We start from the raw sequence: 17368 nt of genomic DNA, 5'->3' as shown, positions 1-17368 counted from the left end.
ACGAGTCTCAGTCCGCCTACGTCGCATGCAACCGGCGCCGAAGCAGTAAATCGTCCAGATAGAAATTGCACCGGTCCAATTGACTGCGCCACAGACACAGGTTCGGTTGGCCGTCGAACGTGAAATCGTCACGCTTCACAGAATTCGCAGCGGTCGGCCGCACCAGTCCCCCAACAAATCGATGCAGTGCTTCGCAACTTCCAAAAGTTGGAAAAGCGGAGATAATCAGGTTCGGCTTTCGCTCGTCGCCGTCGACCGGGCGACGTTGTCGCTTCGGGGCGTGCTGGCTTGGCCGTGCTGTTCCGGCCGATCGCGATGCACGCCGCCGACATGGCCCTTCTTAACCGTTCGTGGAACTCACCTATGCACTCGGCAGTTCGCTCATTAGCACTTGCGTGTTCTTTGCTGACAATCGCCGTCGCCGATTCCTTCGCCGAGACCGCCGATGTCATTTACCACGGCGGCGACGTGGTCACCATCGACGATAGGAATCCGACCGCTGAGGCAGTCGCGATCAAGGACGGCAAGATCATCGCCGTGGGCAAGAAGGCCGATGTGCTGAAACTTAAGGGCGAGAACACCAAAATCATCGACCTGGACGGCAAGACCCTGTTGCCGGGCTTCGTCGATGGCCACGGGCACTGCATGTACGTCGGCGTGCAGGCGGCGTCGGCCAACCTGCTGGCCCCGCCCGACCACACCGTCAAGGACATTGCCGACCTGCAAGCGGAACTCAAGAAGTGGGCCGCGGGCGCAACGGCCAAGAAATTCCAACTCATCCTCGGCTTCGGGTACGACGACGCCCAGTTGAAGGAGCAACGGCACCCGACTCGGCACGAGCTCGACGAAGTGTCACAGGATCTTCCCGTCCTCATAATCCACCAGTCGTCCCATCTGGCTGCGATGAATACCAAGGCGCTGGAACTGGCCGGCATTACCGCCGACACCAAGAACCCGCCGGGTGGCGTCATCCGCCGCGAGAAGGATGGCAAGACGCCGGACGGCGTGTTGGAAGAGACGGCGTTCATGATGGCGGCGGTGAAGGTGCTGCCGAAGATGGGCGAAGCCGAGTTGGACAGCCTCGGCGTCGCTGGGCAGCGGCTGTACGCCGCTAATGGGTACACGTTCGCCCAGGAAGGTCGGTCGAACGCCGTCCTCGACAAGACCTGGATGCGACTGGCCGAAGGAAAGAAGATGCTGATCGACGTGGCCTCGTATCCGGACCTCACCTTCTCTGACACACCGTTCGGCATAGACACCCCGTGGTACAGCAAGGCGATGAAGAACGGCTACCGCATCGCCGGGGTGAAGCTCAGCTTCGACGGCTCTCCGCAGGGGAAAACGGCGTTCCTGTCGCAGCCCTACTTCATCCCGCCACATGGCCAACAGTCGAACTTCCGGGGCTACCCGACCGTCCCTGCCGAAGAAGTGAACCGCAAGGTCGCCCTCTGCTACGAGAAGGGCTGGCAGTTCCTCGCCCATTGCAACGGCGACGCGGCCGGCGACATGATGATCGGTGCAGTGAAGGACGCCCGTGCGAAGCTTGGCAAGGGCAAGGACCGGCGGGACGTAATGATCCATTGCCAGACGGTCCGCGAAGACCAACTCGACGCGATGCAGGAATACGGCCTGTTCCCGTCCATGTTCGGCATGCACTGCTTCTACTGGGGTGATTGGCACCGCGATTCGGTACTCGGCGCCGAGCGGGCAGAGCGGATTAGCCCAGCCCGCTCGGCCCTCCGCCGGGGAATGATCTTCTCCCAGCATCACGACGCTCCGGTCGCTCTGCCAAGCGCCATTCGGATCCTGGCGTCGGTGGTCACCCGCCGCACCCGCAGCGGTGATATCCTCGGGGCCGGACAGTGCATCGACGTGAACGCGGCACTCAAATCGCTCACCCTTTGGGCCGCCTACCAACACTACGAGGAAGCCAACCGCGGCTCCATCGAGGTGGGCAAGCTGGCCGACTTCGTGGTGCTCGACAAGAACCCGCACCGTGTCCCTATCTCGGAACTGGAAGACTTGAAGGTGCTGGAAACCATCAAGGAGGGAAAAGCGATCTACAACGCACGCTAATCGCCGCTCAGCTCCATTTCACAAGCCACTTGGGACTGCACTTCATTACCTCAGAAAAACCATCGTAGGACCACGAGGTATCACGATCGAGATTCTGGGGTCTTGGTTTCGGCTTGTTGTTTACGCGAATGGCGGTTGGCCAAGACGCAGCGAGCACTGTGCTGTTCGAGAATGTGCGCATTGTTTGACGGCAGGGACAGCGTCTTATACGAGCGGTCCCGCGTTCTGGTGAGAGGTAACAAGATCGAACGGATTTCGGCAGCGCCGAACCGACCTAGCATAGGCGAGTCAAAACCGCCACAAGAACCGCGTGGCGACGATGACCGCATCGCTATCCAGAAAAGCGTTGGGTAGAAACTGAGTATAATCAGTCTTGCGGTAATCAACCTCTAGTCCCAGTTGTACGACCTTACTGAGGTCCCACACGAAGTTCGCGAAGTAAGTCTGGTTGCGGCGGATTTGCGTCGGGGCGAGATCCGTGTCGTTCGGGTCGTCAATGCCGTAGCCGACATGCAAATGGAAGGCGTCGGTGAAGTAGTAGAAAACTTCACCGAACCCGCCGGCCGTGCGAATGTCCTGGAATGTGTCAGGATTGAAGCTTTGCAGGATTCCGCCGTTGTATTCGCCTAAGCCCTCGCCGCAGTAGACTTCGCCGCGGACGCCAAAGTCCTCGCTGGCCCACAATTGGACGTCCGAACCGAGGCCCCAAGTATCGATTACGGCCCGCGGCGGTAGATCCGCTGGGTCGTCAAACAAAAGCGTTCGCGTCGTGCGAAACTGACCAACCACTCCGGATACGCCGACTTCGAGCGGCCGGACCTGGCTGCCGTGGAGTTCCATCTTTGGTCCAAATCCGACCTGCAGGCGGCTCTCGACGTTCGGCCAACCGTTATCCTCGGTGATGCGTCCGACGTTGCTTGTCACCAGCGTCGAGATGGGTTCGCTCAACGCGCCTTGCCAAGTGACGCCGAAGTCGTCGGCGCCTTCCCACAGTCGCTCGGCACGAAGCTGTCCGCGGTACGAACCAGTGTTGCCAGAGGCGTACATCTTAGTGAGGTAGACAATTGTCGGGCTGACCGGGTTAAAGACGTCCTGCTGCAGCCCGGCCGCGAACCGCCATTCGTCGTTCTTGACTTCACCATAAGCGTAGTAGACCAGTAATCCGTACTCGTCGTTCGAGAGATTATCGTTTTGCAGGAACGCGAGAATCTGAGCGCTCGTGTCAAACTCTCCTAGGCGTGGCCCCGAGAACAACGCCCCGAGATAACTCTGCCGAGCGTGTAAGTCAAACGAGTTTGTATCGAGTCCGAAGGGCGAATCGGGCAGCAGAAAGAGAGGTATTCCCGATGGGAACGGCCGTTTCGTACTAAAGACACCCAGGGTATCCAATCCGCCGTGTACCTTCAGTCGATTGGCGGGGTTCAATAGTGCGATCGAGATGGCATCGGCCTCGTCAGGCGGTGACTTCGCCTCCTGGCATGGCTGGCACGACTCAAAATAGGGCGTTGCACCCGCGTCTTCCTGCTCCGCCTCAATTCCTTCGCCTTCGACCGTAGCGTAAGGCAGCTCAAGTGATTGCGCTTCACTGAATCTGCCGCTAACAGCGGCCATCGCTAGCACAGCGTGATGTAACGCGGTGAAACGCATTCCAATCGTTGCCAGCAGGAAGAAAAGACCGCATAGACGAATAGACCTTCTACGGGACCATCGGCTGGGAAGCTGGGATAAGTTTAGTGGATTTAAGGGTTATGGCGATAGCATCTAGCGGGAGAGCACGGCTTCAATTCCGTGGGAAGGTCGAAAAAGACACCGCTAAGTCGATCCCATTCAGCACGCGGTCAATTGATACCAGCCACCCCGATTGATATGCACAAATGCATGCCGCCAGCACCTGGCATTCGCCCGCCTACCGTGACCAGCACCGGAGAGATCCGGATGCGCCGCCCACCAAGTGTTCGGCAGGAGCGCCGCCACTGCAGGCGGCGAATGCCGGGAGAACTGGACCGGTAGATCGCGCGCGTAGGCAAACGGCTCGACATGATTCGACTTGGCGCGCCGCCATTTTCACTGCCTAAAAACAGCTAATTCCTGCGTCCGATTGCCACGGGGCGGACCAGACCGTCCCAACGCGGCAACACGTGCTGCAATGCTCGGCCGGTGGGACTCTTGGGCAGCACGATCGGCTCGGTGGCCTGGAGCCATTGGCGAAACTCGCCGAACAAGGGCAATGAGTGTTGACGTCGCACTTCCAGACGCTGCTGGTGCCAAGACGGCCACGCTGGCTCGCTGCCGAGTTCGTCGGACCCGATCAATTCTTTGGCGTCGCATGCGACGCGATAGCGCCGCGCAATATCAGCAAGCGCAACATCGACGACGTCCCAATGCACCGTGACGATCAGTTGTACGCGGCCCTAAGCCGCCGGTCATGACTGGTACGACTCGCGGAGCAAGTGACCGGCCCGGCATGCACGCACCCCAACAATTAGGTAGAGTCGGGTATTCACCCAACGCGAATCATTCCGACCGATTCTAGCTGCCCAACAACCCCTCTCAACGCCAGTCGCGTCTAAGGTTCCCGCACCGGTTATCAAAAAGGCGGCGCCCTACTGAATGGGTCTACCCGCGAAACATTTCAGCAAGTGCTAAGCAGACCAATCGGAAGCTTGACGAGTAAACTCCCAGGAACCGAGGCCACCTAATCGGTTGCCATGGCGATCGCTACGCCTGCGCGGCATCCGAAGCCGGGCTTGCTAAACGGGGCGGGCGCGGAGCCGACGGTCCGGGCCGTTTCACGAGGATAGACGAATTCAATCGCTTGCGCACCGCGTCGCATTGAGTGCGCAAATCCCGTGGATTTCGTTACTCCTTGGCGTGCCTAGTCTGTACAAATCGCTCGCGACATGAGAGAGTCACGAGTGCGGCAGCAAGGGATGTGAATGCGACTCGATTCTTCGTTTACGAGCTTCTTCCGCTCGGATGCGCTCGCCTTCATGGCGCAGCTGAGCGACGATTGGCGACCGTCAGCGGCTCGCTCGGCGCTGACTGCCTATCGACGCCGGGCCCTTAGCGATCTGCCACTTGGCCTTCTGGTCGCGGGACTCCTTTTGATCGCTGGCTGCGGGACGGCGCCGGCGGCTTCCAGCGATCGCGCGACTGATCATATGAAGGTCGTGGGGCTTCTCTACGCCGAGTACCTCGCCAGCCACTCCGGCGCCGCGCCAGCTAATCAGGAGTCGCTGGTAGCGTTTTTGGAACGCGAACCCGCCAACTGGAACAAACTTGCACCGAGCGCCGGGGCGCTCTTGAATTCCCCGCGCGACGGCAAACCGCTCATCGTCGTCTACGGCAAGAAACCCGCGGAACCCGCCGACGGTAGTCTGCCGTGGGTCGCCTACGAGTCCGAGACGGTAGACGGCCAGCGGATGATGGTCAATCTGCGCGGCCAAGTCCGCCAGATTGGCGAGCAGGAAATCGCTCAATACTTTCCCTGAGCCTCGGCGTGGAAGCGAGAAATCACATGGCTGCGACGCCATTCCAACCTCGGTGCAAGCGTTTCCACCCTCGGGGTTTCACGCTGGTGGAGCTATTGGTCGTCATCGCCATCATCGGGGTGCTCGTGGCGCTGTTGCTGCCCGCCGTTCAGGCGGCCCGCGAGGCGGCTCGGCGCAGTCAGTGCAAGAATAATCTGAAGCAATTGGGGCTGAGCGTTTTGAATTTTGAAAGCGCCAAGCGAACCTTTCCCGGCGGCGGGGCAATCATTAATCCCAACATCGTCGACTATCTGGAAGCGGGGAAGCCCGTCGGTCCCGAAAAGCAAGGTCTCGGTTGGCAGTACCAGATCTTGCCCTATTTGGAACAAGGTCCGCTCGCCAATGTCACGACGAAGGCCGATCTCCAGTCGACCGTCGTCCCCGGCTACTACTGTCCCTCGCGGCGCACGGCAACCAAGGTTCAAGACGTCGTGAGCCCCGCGCTTCAAGTCACGCTGACCGATTACGCCGCCGTCGTGCCTTGCGGCTACACCGACTTCACGCTCCAAACGCGCCGTTGGCCAATCAATAGCGGGCAGCCTGGGGCGCCCACGCAGGACTCCAGAGCGCTCCGTCGGACGTATCTTTTTGGCGGCTCCAGCTCAACCGACATTTTGGCAATCCCTTCGAACAAGGCCTACATGGGCGTTATCGTGCGCGCCTACTGGCAGGTAATCGCCGGCCGCACCGGCAAGAGTTGGCAGCGGGTCGTCGACACGCCGCCGCTGACGGAGCTCCAACATGTCGCCGATGGCACGAGCAACACCATGCTGGCCGGCGAAAAGTTTGTTCGTCCCGACATGTACGAGGGCAACAGCGCCTCGGACGACCGCGGCTGGACCGACGGCTGGGATCCTGACACGATGCGCTCGACCGGCTTTCCGCCGCTGCAGGATTCGCTCTCCGGTACAACCGGCGGCCCGCTTGAGGATCTGTATGGCTACGAAGCTGACGTGGTCAATTTTGGTTCCGCCCACGCCGGCGGTTTCAATTGCGTTTTCGTCGACGGCGCAGTCCATACGATCCCGTACGAGGTTGATAGCTTGCTGTTCGATCGCCTCGGCGATCGACAGGACGGCGAAGTTGTCGATCTAAACGCCCTTTGAATCGCCACACGGCCCGACGGCCGGGGACCTAGCCTGAAATTGCCAGTCATGTTCGGACACCTTCTGAATTAGGGGAGACAACTTTATGCTTTCGCAACGCACGTTTTGGACCTTCACAGCCCTCGCGGGTCTCGCCCTCGCGCCGATGGCGGCCCGCGCCCAAGCGATCTTCGCGGACGATGACTTTCTCGCCGCCGACTACGACGTCAGCGGCTCGGGCAATCAGGACGTCCGTTTTAATTTCAACTACGCGGCGTTTGACATTTTCGGAGACGGTTTCCTCGTCAATTCCGCTGCCGGGATTCCGGTCGCACCCCGCACGACCGACGGTTCGAAGACCGGGGTGTTCGTATCGGCCAACAACAATTCGCTCAACGCGCTGACCGAATCCTTTGCCGCCATCCTCCCGAAGAACGTCAACGTCGGCGTCGGCACGTCGAATCCCAACTACGTGCTGCGAGTCGACGTTTTCAATAGCACGGGCGCAGGCATCGACGACGGGGCGGGCAACATTAGCCTCACCGGTACGACCAACTACACGGTCGTCGGCTTAAACCAAGCGAATACGACTGTTCAACTCCAATCGCGCAATGCGCCAGGCGGCGGCGCCAATCTCGCCGGTCAGGGGCTCGCGCTGGCCATTACTGGCGACTCAGGCGCCGGCGACGACTGGGCGCCGATCTACGGAGGGGCCCGTTACCAGGACCGCAAGGGAACCAATGTCGCTGGCCAGTTTTACTCCGGGAATTCCGTTGGCCTCAAGTCGGGACTGCTCGGTCAGTACTTAAACGATTACTGGGCCGCTCAGGCGCTCGGCTTCACTGTGACCGACCCTGGCAGCGCCGCGGCTAACGCCACGGAGCTGAGCCTTTTCACCGGCGACTCGCTTTACTTTGCTCCCGACCCCGCCAACACAGCGGGTTACCTCAGCGACGGCAGCGGTGCAGCGAAGACGCCGTTAGTCGACTCCTTCCCGATCGGCTCGCAGCCGCTCCACTACAGCCAGCCGTCGCTCGGTGCGCCGTCGGTCCTCGCCCCCAACGGCTCCGGCGTCATCGCAGACGGCATTATTAGCAACGAATGGGCGACCCATGAACTCTACTGGGTCAACGGCGAATTCACCTATGTAATTGACGGGACGCCCGTGGCGCAATTCACGCCCACTGCATCCAATACGTTCACGCCAAATCCCGTGAGCCAAGCTGGCACGGCGTTTCTTGGTTTCTGGGATCGCTTCGGCGGGTCGCTCGCGGTGAGTCCGGAGGGCGCGAACTTCGCGATCTACGACAATCTCGAGATTAAGCCCGCCACCGCTGCGGAGGTCCCCGACATGCTGACATACCTCGGGTCGAAGGGCTACTTGCTGGCCGCCGCGAGTAACGCCGACTTCAACAGCGACGGCAGCATCGACGGCGCCGACTTCCTCATTTGGCAGCGGGGCCTCGGCCTCACTGGTCAGACGGGCAAGACCAATGGCGACGCCAATTCCGATACGGTGGTCGACGCGGCCGACCTAGCGATTTGGAAAACGACTTTTGGCACGACGCCGGCGGCGGCCGCAGTCGGCGCCGTTCCTGAGCCGGCGACCTACGTACTCGGGGCGCTGGCTGTGCTTGGCCTGGCCGTCGCCCGGCGAACGCTCTAGGGAACTATCCTAGGCGTGAATCGCCTGGCTGCACAATTCGACGGTCAGCCGAAGCGGCAGCCGGGTCGCGAATGATCAACAGTTAACAAGTGAAGTCCTTCACGAACGATGTGCCGATGGAGAGGACTTCAGAAGGTGACAAAGGTTAGGGCCGCACAGGACGCCAAGGAACGGCAAGAGTGGGACAAGCTACGCTGCTAAGTACGCGGGGAGGGGGCAGATGACGAGCGATCAGCCCAGTTGCGACGGCCAATTCGGCCGCCGCGCTGGGGCTGTCGGGCGTCATTCCCTCGATCGCGCGGCAGTGGTCTGGTCCCTGCCGTTTCCTGGGCGTCCTGGGCGGTGCTTTCAAGGTCTCGTCGCCGCGCGTCGTTCGCAACTCGACTTTGACAGGATCCTTTGAGGTATGTCTCGCCAACGCTATTGTTGTATTGTTCGGCGCCGCGCGGCTTCCATCCCAGCCGGTGCGTTTACCCTGGTGGAATTGTTGGTCGTGATCGCGATCATTGGCGTCTTGATCGCGCTGCTGCTGCCCGCCGTCCAGGCGGCCCGCGAAGCAGCCCGCCGCGCGCAGTGCCAAAGCCAGTCGAAAAATCTCGCCTTGGCCGTGCTAAATTACGAGTCGGCACGCAAGAATCTCCCGCCGTCGAGTCAAATGGATCTCATTACCGGCGGGCGAAATCCGATCGAGCGGAACATGTACTCCGGCCAGCAGCTTAGTTGGATTGTGCAAATTCTTCCCTATCTAGAATTGCAGAGCGTGTTTTCGCAGTTTGATCTCAAGAAGTCTGTCTTCGATCAGAACGTCACGACGGCGCCCGAGCTCGGCCAGCCTTCGGTTCTTTTTTGTCCGTCGGACCAAGCTTTCGGGCGGTTCTACCAGTCGGCCGCTTTTTCCAACAATCGCCGCCTGGGAAAGGCCAATTACGCCGCCTTTACGGCGCCCGAACACACGACGTGCGCGGGCGTCTGGCCCGGCCCACTCATCTACGAGCCGCAGCCGCTGGAACGGATTACCGACGGGACCTCGCAGACGCTGTTGCTCTCCGAAGTAAGAACCCGCGATGAGTTGACCGACCATCGCGGCGCCTGGGCGCTTGCGTGGCCTGGCGCAACGTTGCTGGCCGCTGATATGCACGGCGAGGGGCTTGGCGCCACCCGCGTGTGCGCCTCCAGTAATCCTCCGTCGTACATTCCGTCGAAATTGCTGACGCTGGGTGCGCTGCCACCCAATGCGCCGGCAGGTTCCGAGAACCAAGACGACCAACGCGAGTGCAACAACGCCGCCGAAGCCGATCTTTTGGGCATGCCGTGCAATACCGCCGGTTCGACGAGCGCGGCGCCTCGCAGTCTCCATGTCGGAGGCGTCAATGCGGCCCTTTGCGACGGCAGCGTCCGCTTCCTCACGAATGAAGTCGACCCGCTGATGTATGGGCTGATGGTCCACATCAGCGACGGCGCCATCGTTGCCGAGTAGTTGAGCGGATCGTCGTCATTGCTTGGTCGTCAGCTATCCCCGTAACGCGTCTCGATCTTTTTTCACAACCATATGAAGACCGCTATCCCGTTGGGACTCGTCGTCTTGGGCGCCCTGTTGTTGGGACTCAGCCTTGTCTGGGCAATGCTCTTTCCGGCCGCCAACGGGTGGACTGAAGAGAAAGCCCTGCGAATGCGTGAGCTCTCGGGCAAGGCCCACTTGCTGAGTTTCAAGGCGAGTGCCGCGGGTTCGAACGTTAGCATGCACGGCGCCGACGCGGTTGATTCCGCCGCCGAATACAGAAAGGCTCAGGAGGAGCTGCGCATTCTCCGCGAAGAATTCGAGGAAAAACGCGACGCTCCGGCCACCTCCTCCAGCTACCTCCGCTGGGGCGGAGCTGCCATGATCTTGCTCGGCGCCATGGCTAACATGGCGATTCGTCGCGCCTAACCGGCGTCAGGCTGAGCAGGCGTGACCGGCAATGCGATAAGTTACGCGCAAGCCGCGATTGCAACGCGTCAAATTGCGCCCGATGACGGCGCAGCAACCGAGGACGGGGCGTCAAACGCTTTGATTGTGACCGTGCTGCATGTGAGCCTGCGAGAATCCAATCATTTGGGGCCTATCGTCGGAGCGAGGGGCCGAGAAGATTGACAGGGCTCCAGAAAAGCCAAAGCGACCTTCTCTCCGCCTCGCGTGCATGCGGACGGAGAGAAGGTCGTGGTTGCGCGAGGGGAGCGTTCTAGCGGCTTTGTCGCCGCGTGGCGACGACGAGCGCGAGCCCTGCGATTCCCGCCGTCAAGATCGTCGTCGGTTCAGGAACCAGACAGATGTGGGTGAACTCGCCGACAAACCGCACGACGTCGGCGTTGGCGAGTCGAAAGTCGACGCTGACCTCCGAGGGGCAATACGGGATCGTGTACTCGAGATCAACGAGATTCGTGCCGCCAGGCGTAAAGGGGAATTCCTGGACGGGAGAGGTTTGTTTGCCCCCAGCAGGGTCGATCCAGTCAAAAAAGACCGCGAGCGAACCTGGTTGCGGGCCAGCCAGAACGCCCGACAGTTTCAGCAGCTTCGGATGATCCAGGTCGAAGAAGTTCGGGCGGACGATCTCAATTGGTTGGTTCTGTGCGATCGTCACATCAATTGGATAGGTTTCCGACATCGGCGGAATGCTCGCCTGCGCCGGCTGCGCGACGAGCGGCGCAAGCAAAGCGACGAGAGAGAAGCGGAAGAGTGTGCGATTCATTAGAACCCTCCTGAAAGCACGAAGTTGAGCGGAACGCCCAGTTTGCGAGTGAGCAGGGAACCGATCCATGCCCAGGCGACTCCTTAGTGTACCTAGGTTTCGATCCAATTGCCTGCGCCCCCCCCGCTTGGGGAAGAATATGTCCCCGCCCCCGCCGCTCGCAGGCAGGACCGTTGGGTAGCCTCGACGAGAATTCCTAGCTGTGCGAAATGCTTCTGCGTAATTAAAAGGCTCCTGGAACGGGTACCGCCGGGTTGCCGAGCCGAGTCGAACTTTTCAGTCTCTGTGCACGAATAACTCTTCGTCTGACTTACGGCTGTTAAGTACCCAATAACAGCCAACCGACAATCGTGGCCGTCGCAAGCAGCACGCCGGCAGCGAACGCTGGCCAAAAACCCCAGCCAAAATGGTCCGCCATCGCCAACGGCATGAAGAATGGCAGACTCAACGGGACGAGAATCAACGTCTCACGAGCCATCTTCGATATCGCTGGTAGGTCGCGGTGCTGCATCCACCCGAAGGTAAAAGCCAACAGGCTTATCAGCGGGAGCGAAAGCAACACCGCCCCCAGTCGCGGAGACCTCTTGGAGACCTCCGCGACTGCGACGACGATGACGGCGACTAACGCCACTCGTAAAATGCTCCACAATGGTTGCATAGGACTTAATTCTCGCCGGCGACTTCGGCAAACTCGCCGACGTATGGCGTGCCGTCGACCTCGCCACGAATTGTTCCGGCAAATTCTCGCACGACGCCAATGGTGTCATGCTCGCCAACGAATCGCGATGACATCCCGTCGCTCTCGCCTTCCAGCGGCACTGCTTTAAGCTCCATTTCCGTAGCGGGCTCATCGATTAGTAGATTTATCGACTCTGCCTTCACCGGGGCTGCCGACTTGCCATCGCTGCCAAGCACGTAGACAGTCGCTTTCTTGGCGTCGTGGTCGACGGTGAATTCAACGTGATAGGCTCCCCCGCCCCAGTCGGCGACTGCACCGCCGTGAGGGCCCGAACCGTGCGAGTGTCCGCCAGACTCCTCCTTCGCGCCGCCTACTGCTTCAGCCATCGACGTGGCGTCCGCGGCCGGAGGGGCGGCCTTTTTCTCGCTGCATCCCGAGAACATTAACAGCGTGCCGGTAAGGCTAAGAAATGACATCCAACGTTTCATCGAGTTAATCTCCGTGTTTGAAAGAACGAGCTGATTGAACAGTTACGCAGTAATTGCTATTTCAGTTGGGTACGCACGCGACTCTACCAGGACCTCAGAGCGAACGTTTTCTTGGAGGCTTTCGAGATGGCGGCGGATGAGCGCCCGCTGAATCTGCTAAACCGAGGCAGCAGAAGTTGAACAGCGTGACGCTACCACAGTTGGGCCACGAGCATCGTGATTTGATCCAATCTCTCCGGGATTTGGTTTGCAATGGCTTCACCGTTCTCTCTCTGCGCAGTCGCTTAGAATTCATCGCACTCCGTTGCTTCGTGCACGAGGCGGTCAGCGTCCTTGCCGCTGTACTTCCAGAAAATTCCGGGGTGAATGAGGAACTCGCAAAAAGTTGAGGTAACTAATCCGCCCAAAATGACCGTGGCCACCGGGTAGAGAATTTCCCGCCCTGGCTCCTGACCGCCAACTACCAATGGCGCCAATCCAATGCCGGCAGTCAGAGCCGTCATGAGGACCGGAGCCAGTCGCTCCAAACTACCGCGAAGAATCATTTCTGCGGTAAATGGCTCACCTTCGTCTCGCATCAAATGAAAATAATGCGTGACGAGAAGAATGCCGTTTCGGACAGCAATGCCTCCAAGTGAAATGAAACCCACCAAGCTAGCGACGGTGAGCGTTTGGCTCGTTAACACTAAAGCTAGTACTCCTCCGATGAAAGCCGTGGGCAGAGCGTTTAAGATTTGGCCGACAATTCGCACCGACGGAAAGAGAATCATCAGCACGACAAACATGCCAATGGCAGACACGATCGCCAAGACGCCAATCAGTCGCGTTGCGTGCTGCTGGCTTTCAAATTGGCCGCCGTACTCGACGAAGTAGCCTTCCGGCATGGAGACTTGAGCACTAACTCGTTGTTGAATTTCCGCCACAGCACTCGCCAAATCACGGCCCTGAGTGTTGCAGCGAATGACGATCCGACGGCGGGCATTTTCTCGATTCACCGCATTCGGACCAACTCCTGAATAAATGTCTGCGAGTTCGGCAAGCTCCACTTGCCCGCCGTCAGGAAGTTCAATTCGCAAGCGACCCAGCGCCGTGTAATCTGTCCGGGCTGCGTCTTCCAATCGAACGAGCAAATCAAAGCGTCGTTGGCCCTCCAACACCTGCGACACTACGTCGCCCTGCAAGGCGGTCTGCAACACGCGTGCGACGTAGCCGCGAGTCAGGCCGAATTTGGCAAGGTCGTCGCTCCGCAATTCGATATGCAATTCTTCCGTCTGCTGAACCGGCTCTACCACCGGCGGCGTGACGCCCGGCACTTCCCCGACGACAGACCGAATTCGCTCCGCCGTCCCAAGGAGCGTATCCAGGTCGTCCCCGACCACCTTGATGGCAATCTGAGCGTACACGCCCGACACCATGTGACTAATCAAATGTGCCAGCGGCTGCTCCACTTCGATGTCTACGCCAGGAACTTCGTCGCGAAGCGACGCCAGCAAATCGGCAATGACCTCGTCGCGGCTATGTTGCACCGCCGGGTTCATGCTGAGGATGTATTCGCCGGAATTCACCGGGGCGGCATGTTCATCCATCTCGGCCCGACCCGTGCGACGCACGAAGTGAATGATTTCGCCGTCGGGATTTTCAGCCGTTCGCTGCCTCTCGCGAAATTTGTCGTCTATCAACCGCGATACTTGGTTTGAAGCGTCGAGAGACGAACCCGGGGGAAGCGTGACGTTGACGAGAATGCTGCCTTCGTCAAAGGGCGGCAGAAAATCACGGCCGAGCGTCGTCAGTTGCCATCCAGCCACCGCGACCATCGACCAAGTGACTATTAGCAACAGCGTTGGGCAAGCCATACTCAAGCGAATCAGCGGCGTTGCCGCGACTTTTAAGGCTCGCAGCAACGGCCCGTCGCCTTCGCGATGAGCGGCCTTTGAATTGGGCAGCAGGTAGAAACTGAGTACTGGCGTTACCGTCAGCGACACCAGCAATGACGCAAGAATCGACGTGATGTACGCAACGGCTAGCGGTGCGAAGAGGCGGCCCTCGACTCCCGACAGGGCGAAGAGCGGCAGGAAAACTAAAATTACCACTATCGTGCCGAACACGATGGCACTACGGATTTCTTTGCTCGCCTCATAGACCACGCGTATGGCCGGCAAGGGGTGTTCTAACGCATTGTTCTCGCGTAGCCTGCGAAAAATATTCTCCACATCCACGATGGCGTCATCAACCAACTCGCCCATCGCGACTGCGATGCCGCCAAGCGTCATGACGTTGATGGAGAGTTGCGTCCCGGTCAGATGACTCAACACGCGAAAGACGAGCGTTGTAATCACCAGCGACAGCGGGATCGCCGTCAACGTGATGAATGTCGTACGAAGATTCATCAAGAAGAGGAAAAGCACGATGACGACAAGAACGGCTCCAATGACCAGTGCTTCACCGACGTTGAAGATACCTCGGTCGATGAAGTTCTTGAGCCGGAACAGCTCTGAGTTGATGACGATGTCGGCGGGCAAAGACTGCTCGACGTCCGCCAGTGCCGATGTAATTTGGTCAGTCAATGCTCGCGTGTCGACGTGAGGTTGCTTTGCAATCGTAAACACGACGCCCGGGCGGCCGTTCACGCTGCCGTCTCCGCGTTTGAACTGAGCCCCTTCGCTCACTTCGGCGACGTCTTCCAGCAGAATGGGACGCGAAGCATTTCGTTTGACAGGAACTTTTCTTAGGTCACTGGCAACTCGCTGCTCCTGCGGACCGAGTCGGCCCAAGATGCGAATAGGCCTTTCAGATTCGCCCTGCACCGCGAATCCGCCGCTGGTGTTGATGTTGCTCTCTTGAAGAGCGTGCTCCACTTCTTGGAGCGACACGCCGTACTCAAGCAGCGATGTCGGGTTGACCAAAATCTGGTACTGCTTTCGTTCGCCCCCCTGAGTGAACACTTCAGCGATGCCAGGGATTTTCAACAACCTCGGCCGAATTACCCAATCGGCGAGCGTTCGTAACGCCATCTGCTGTTCATGTTCGTCAGGAATCGCAACTGTCTGAGCCCTTCCGGCAACATGGATGATGGCCCGACGGTCACGCTCTCCTTCTTCCAACGGCAGCCATTCGACTCGTTCAACGTCGACCGCCTTCCATGACTCCGGGTGATTGCGCTTGATAGGCTGCCAGAGCATTAATTGAGGCTCCGGCGACTGTGAATCAACCACTTCGACAACGAACCCGCTTTCCGCAAGCGGCACGAGTTCGCCGCCGCGAGGCCCCTTCTGACGGTACATGCCGCCGATGATGATTTGTCCCATGATCGAGGCGGTCGGCGTCATTTGCGGTAAGATGCCTTCCGGGAGAATGCCCGTAAGCGTCGAGAGCCGCTCCTGCACCGTCTGACGTGCCGCACGGACATCAGTGGTCCAGTCGAATTCAATGTAAACGACGTTGAGGCCAGCCGTACTTTGGCTTCGCACCGCTTGAACGCCGCTTGCTCCGAGCAACGCGACTTCAATGGGCTGCGTCACCAGCGTTTCGACTTCTTCGGTCGCAAGTCCCGGGCATTCCGTCAAGATGACGACCCGCGGCCGATCGAGGTCCGGGAAAACATCGATGGGCAACGTCGTCGCCAAATAGGTGCCGTAGAACATCAGCGTGACGCTGAGAGCGAGGACCAGCGTGCGGTAACGCAGCGAGAGTTTTATGAGTGCATTCAGCATCGGTGAGGTTCCTAGTGGGCTGCGTGCGTCGTGCCGTCTGGATGAACGTGCATCCCGGCGGGAGCCCCGCTCGCCTCCTGTGCCTGAGACTTCATGACGCGGTTAAGCGACGCGGCCGCTCCCTGCGCGATGTAGTCTCCTGAACGCAACCCAGCGTCGGCCGCCAGGACGGTAAATAACCTGTCTTGGTGCAGCACCTGAGCTGGTCGACGGTGATAGAACTGACCGTCTTGCTGGAAGACAAAGGCTTCAGGACCTTCCCACACCACCGCAGCCTGCGGGACGACGAACGCCTTTTCAAATTTCTCAACGGGAACTCGAATCCTCAGCTGGCTACCGGGCCGAAATCGCCACAACTGGCGATTCTTGCCATTACGCGAGTACGATTGCCGCTGATTCTCAAGAGCGGCGTAAAAGCCGAACGTTCTCGTCTCCGGGTCGACGGCATTAGCGACGTGGTCTATCGGCAAGTCATGCGGGATTTCGGGCCAGTCTCCTTCGGTCGCGTGAGGAAACTCGACCTCCACATTCCAGCCGTTCTTAATCGCCGTTTGTATGAGAGGGAGGTCGTCTTTGAAGCCACGCCCTTCAATCAACAGTTCGCTATGGTCGGCAAGATTGAAGAGGACGTCGCCGGCCGCGACTTGTTGCCCAAGCTCAGCGCCTAGTGACTCAACTTCGAAGGAAAACGGTTCGGGCTCCTGACTAGTGACTGCTTCGCCGGCACTACGCTTTGCGACGGCCGTCGATTCTTTTTCGCCGGGGGCCCGCACGAGAATCTCGGTGAGAAACTCACCATCGGCAGCGGCGTCGATTTGCTCGGCTGGCAGCCCCCTCGCCTGAAGGTCTTGGCGGTAAGCATGAATTCTCGCGGTCAGCCGCTCCAGCTCGTTCTGAACGTCAATCAACCGCGACTTGGGCAACGCTCCCGACTGGGCCGCATCGTTGAGCCTTTCAATTTGGCTCTGGGCAATCTCCGAATCCTTCGTCGCCTTGAAAAGTTCGAGCTGCGAGTTGTAGACGGAATCGCTGAGCAGTCGCAAAGTCGCCAACGGAGCACTGGCTGCGACAATGTCGCCGGGGAAGGCGTGAAGCTTAGTGACCACGCCAGTAATCGGGGCTACGACTCCACGGCGTGTCACGCCAGGCCGTTCGACAATGACGCCTGGAAACTCGACAGTACGCCAGTAGGTCGTCGGCTTCAAAGGCGATGAGACTAAGCTCATGTTTGCCTTGGCTTGCGGGCTAATCCTCACGGGAACGGCGCCCGCTACTGCCGTCGAACCTACCGGTTTCTCGGCTGTCGCTGCGGCCGGCATGGACTGGTAATTCTTCCAGCCCCGCCAGCCGGCGAGTCCGATAGCGGCCAGCAAACCGGCGGCAATGACTTTTGGCGCCATATCGCACC

General features: G+C 59.5%; 13 protein-coding genes. 6 read left to right on the top strand and 7 right to left on the bottom strand.

The window, feature by feature from the left end:
- Positions 1-294 precede the first annotated feature (294 nt).
- Positions 295-2076 carry an amidohydrolase gene (locus I41_RS13245; RefSeq protein ID WP_246133877.1) on the top strand — a complete coding sequence of 594 codons (1782 nt, stop codon included), beginning with the start codon at positions 295-297 and terminating at the stop codon, positions 2074-2076.
- Between the two features lie 288 nt (positions 2077-2364).
- On the opposite strand, the gene I41_RS13240 is transcribed toward I41_RS13245, so the two are convergent.
- Both I41_RS13240 and I41_RS28625 read right to left on the bottom strand, forming a co-directional pair.
- Complete coding sequence (locus tag I41_RS13240) at positions 2365-3687, bottom strand: hypothetical protein (protein WP_145433142.1); 1323 nt, start codon at positions 3685-3687, stop codon at positions 2365-2367.
- A 470-nt stretch (positions 3688-4157) separates the two neighbouring features.
- Complete coding sequence (locus I41_RS28625) at positions 4158-4463, bottom strand: IS66 family transposase (protein WP_168206886.1); 306 nt, start codon at positions 4461-4463, stop codon at positions 4158-4160.
- A 549-nt stretch (positions 4464-5012) separates the two neighbouring features.
- On the opposite strand from I41_RS28625, the gene I41_RS13230 reads away from it, so the two are divergent.
- From I41_RS13230 to I41_RS13210, 5 genes are all read left to right on the top strand, one after another.
- Positions 5013-5567 carry a hypothetical protein gene (locus I41_RS13230; protein WP_145433141.1) on the top strand — a complete coding sequence of 185 codons (555 nt, stop codon included), beginning with the start codon at positions 5013-5015 and terminating at the stop codon, positions 5565-5567.
- 26 nt (positions 5568-5593) lie between these two features.
- The gene (locus tag I41_RS13225) at positions 5594-6712 is read left to right on the top strand and encodes a DUF1559 domain-containing protein (RefSeq protein ID WP_145433140.1); all 1119 of its coding nucleotides are present in this window, start codon (positions 5594-5596) and stop codon (positions 6710-6712) included.
- Between the two features lie 85 nt (positions 6713-6797).
- The gene (locus I41_RS13220) at positions 6798-8357 is read left to right on the top strand and encodes a dockerin type I domain-containing protein (RefSeq protein ID WP_145433139.1); all 1560 of its coding nucleotides are present in this window, start codon (positions 6798-6800) and stop codon (positions 8355-8357) included.
- 406 nt (positions 8358-8763) lie between these two features.
- Positions 8764-9834 carry a DUF1559 domain-containing protein gene (locus tag I41_RS13215; RefSeq protein ID WP_145433138.1) on the top strand — a complete coding sequence of 357 codons (1071 nt, stop codon included), beginning with the start codon at positions 8764-8766 and terminating at the stop codon, positions 9832-9834.
- A 72-nt stretch (positions 9835-9906) separates the two neighbouring features.
- Positions 9907-10284, top strand: coding sequence for a hypothetical protein (locus I41_RS13210; protein WP_145433137.1), 378 nt, complete (start codon positions 9907-9909; stop codon positions 10282-10284).
- A gap of 292 nt (positions 10285-10576) precedes the next feature.
- Here the strand turns inward: I41_RS13210 and I41_RS13205 are convergent, their stop codons facing one another.
- The 5 genes from I41_RS13205 to I41_RS13185 all read right to left on the bottom strand — a co-directional run bounded on the left by I41_RS13205 (position 10577) and on the right by I41_RS13185 (position 17360).
- On the bottom strand, positions 10577-11083 hold the full coding sequence (locus tag I41_RS13205; protein ID WP_168206885.1) for a PEP-CTERM sorting domain-containing protein: 507 nt from the start codon (positions 11081-11083) through the stop codon (positions 10577-10579).
- A 319-nt stretch (positions 11084-11402) separates the two neighbouring features.
- Positions 11403-11741 carry a hypothetical protein gene (locus I41_RS13200; RefSeq protein ID WP_145433135.1) on the bottom strand — a complete coding sequence of 113 codons (339 nt, stop codon included), beginning with the start codon at positions 11739-11741 and terminating at the stop codon, positions 11403-11405.
- A gap of 5 nt (positions 11742-11746) precedes the next feature.
- The gene (locus tag I41_RS13195; protein ID WP_246133660.1) at positions 11747-12250 is read right to left on the bottom strand and encodes a hypothetical protein; all 504 of its coding nucleotides are present in this window, start codon (positions 12248-12250) and stop codon (positions 11747-11749) included.
- A 284-nt stretch (positions 12251-12534) separates the two neighbouring features.
- The gene (locus I41_RS13190) at positions 12535-15960 is read right to left on the bottom strand and encodes an efflux RND transporter permease subunit (protein ID WP_145433134.1); all 3426 of its coding nucleotides are present in this window, start codon (positions 15958-15960) and stop codon (positions 12535-12537) included.
- A gap of 11 nt (positions 15961-15971) precedes the next feature.
- Positions 15972-17360, bottom strand: coding sequence for an efflux RND transporter periplasmic adaptor subunit (locus tag I41_RS13185; RefSeq protein WP_168206884.1), 1389 nt, complete (start codon positions 17358-17360; stop codon positions 15972-15974).
- Positions 17361-17368: the final 8 nt, after the last annotated feature.

This window comes from Lacipirellula limnantheis (genome assembly GCF_007746075.1).
Classification (GTDB): Bacteria; Planctomycetota; Planctomycetia; order Pirellulales; family Lacipirellulaceae; genus Lacipirellula; species Lacipirellula limnantheis.
The sequence above is the reverse complement of the archived record's forward strand: the minus strand, read 5'-3'. Positions and strand labels throughout refer to the sequence as shown.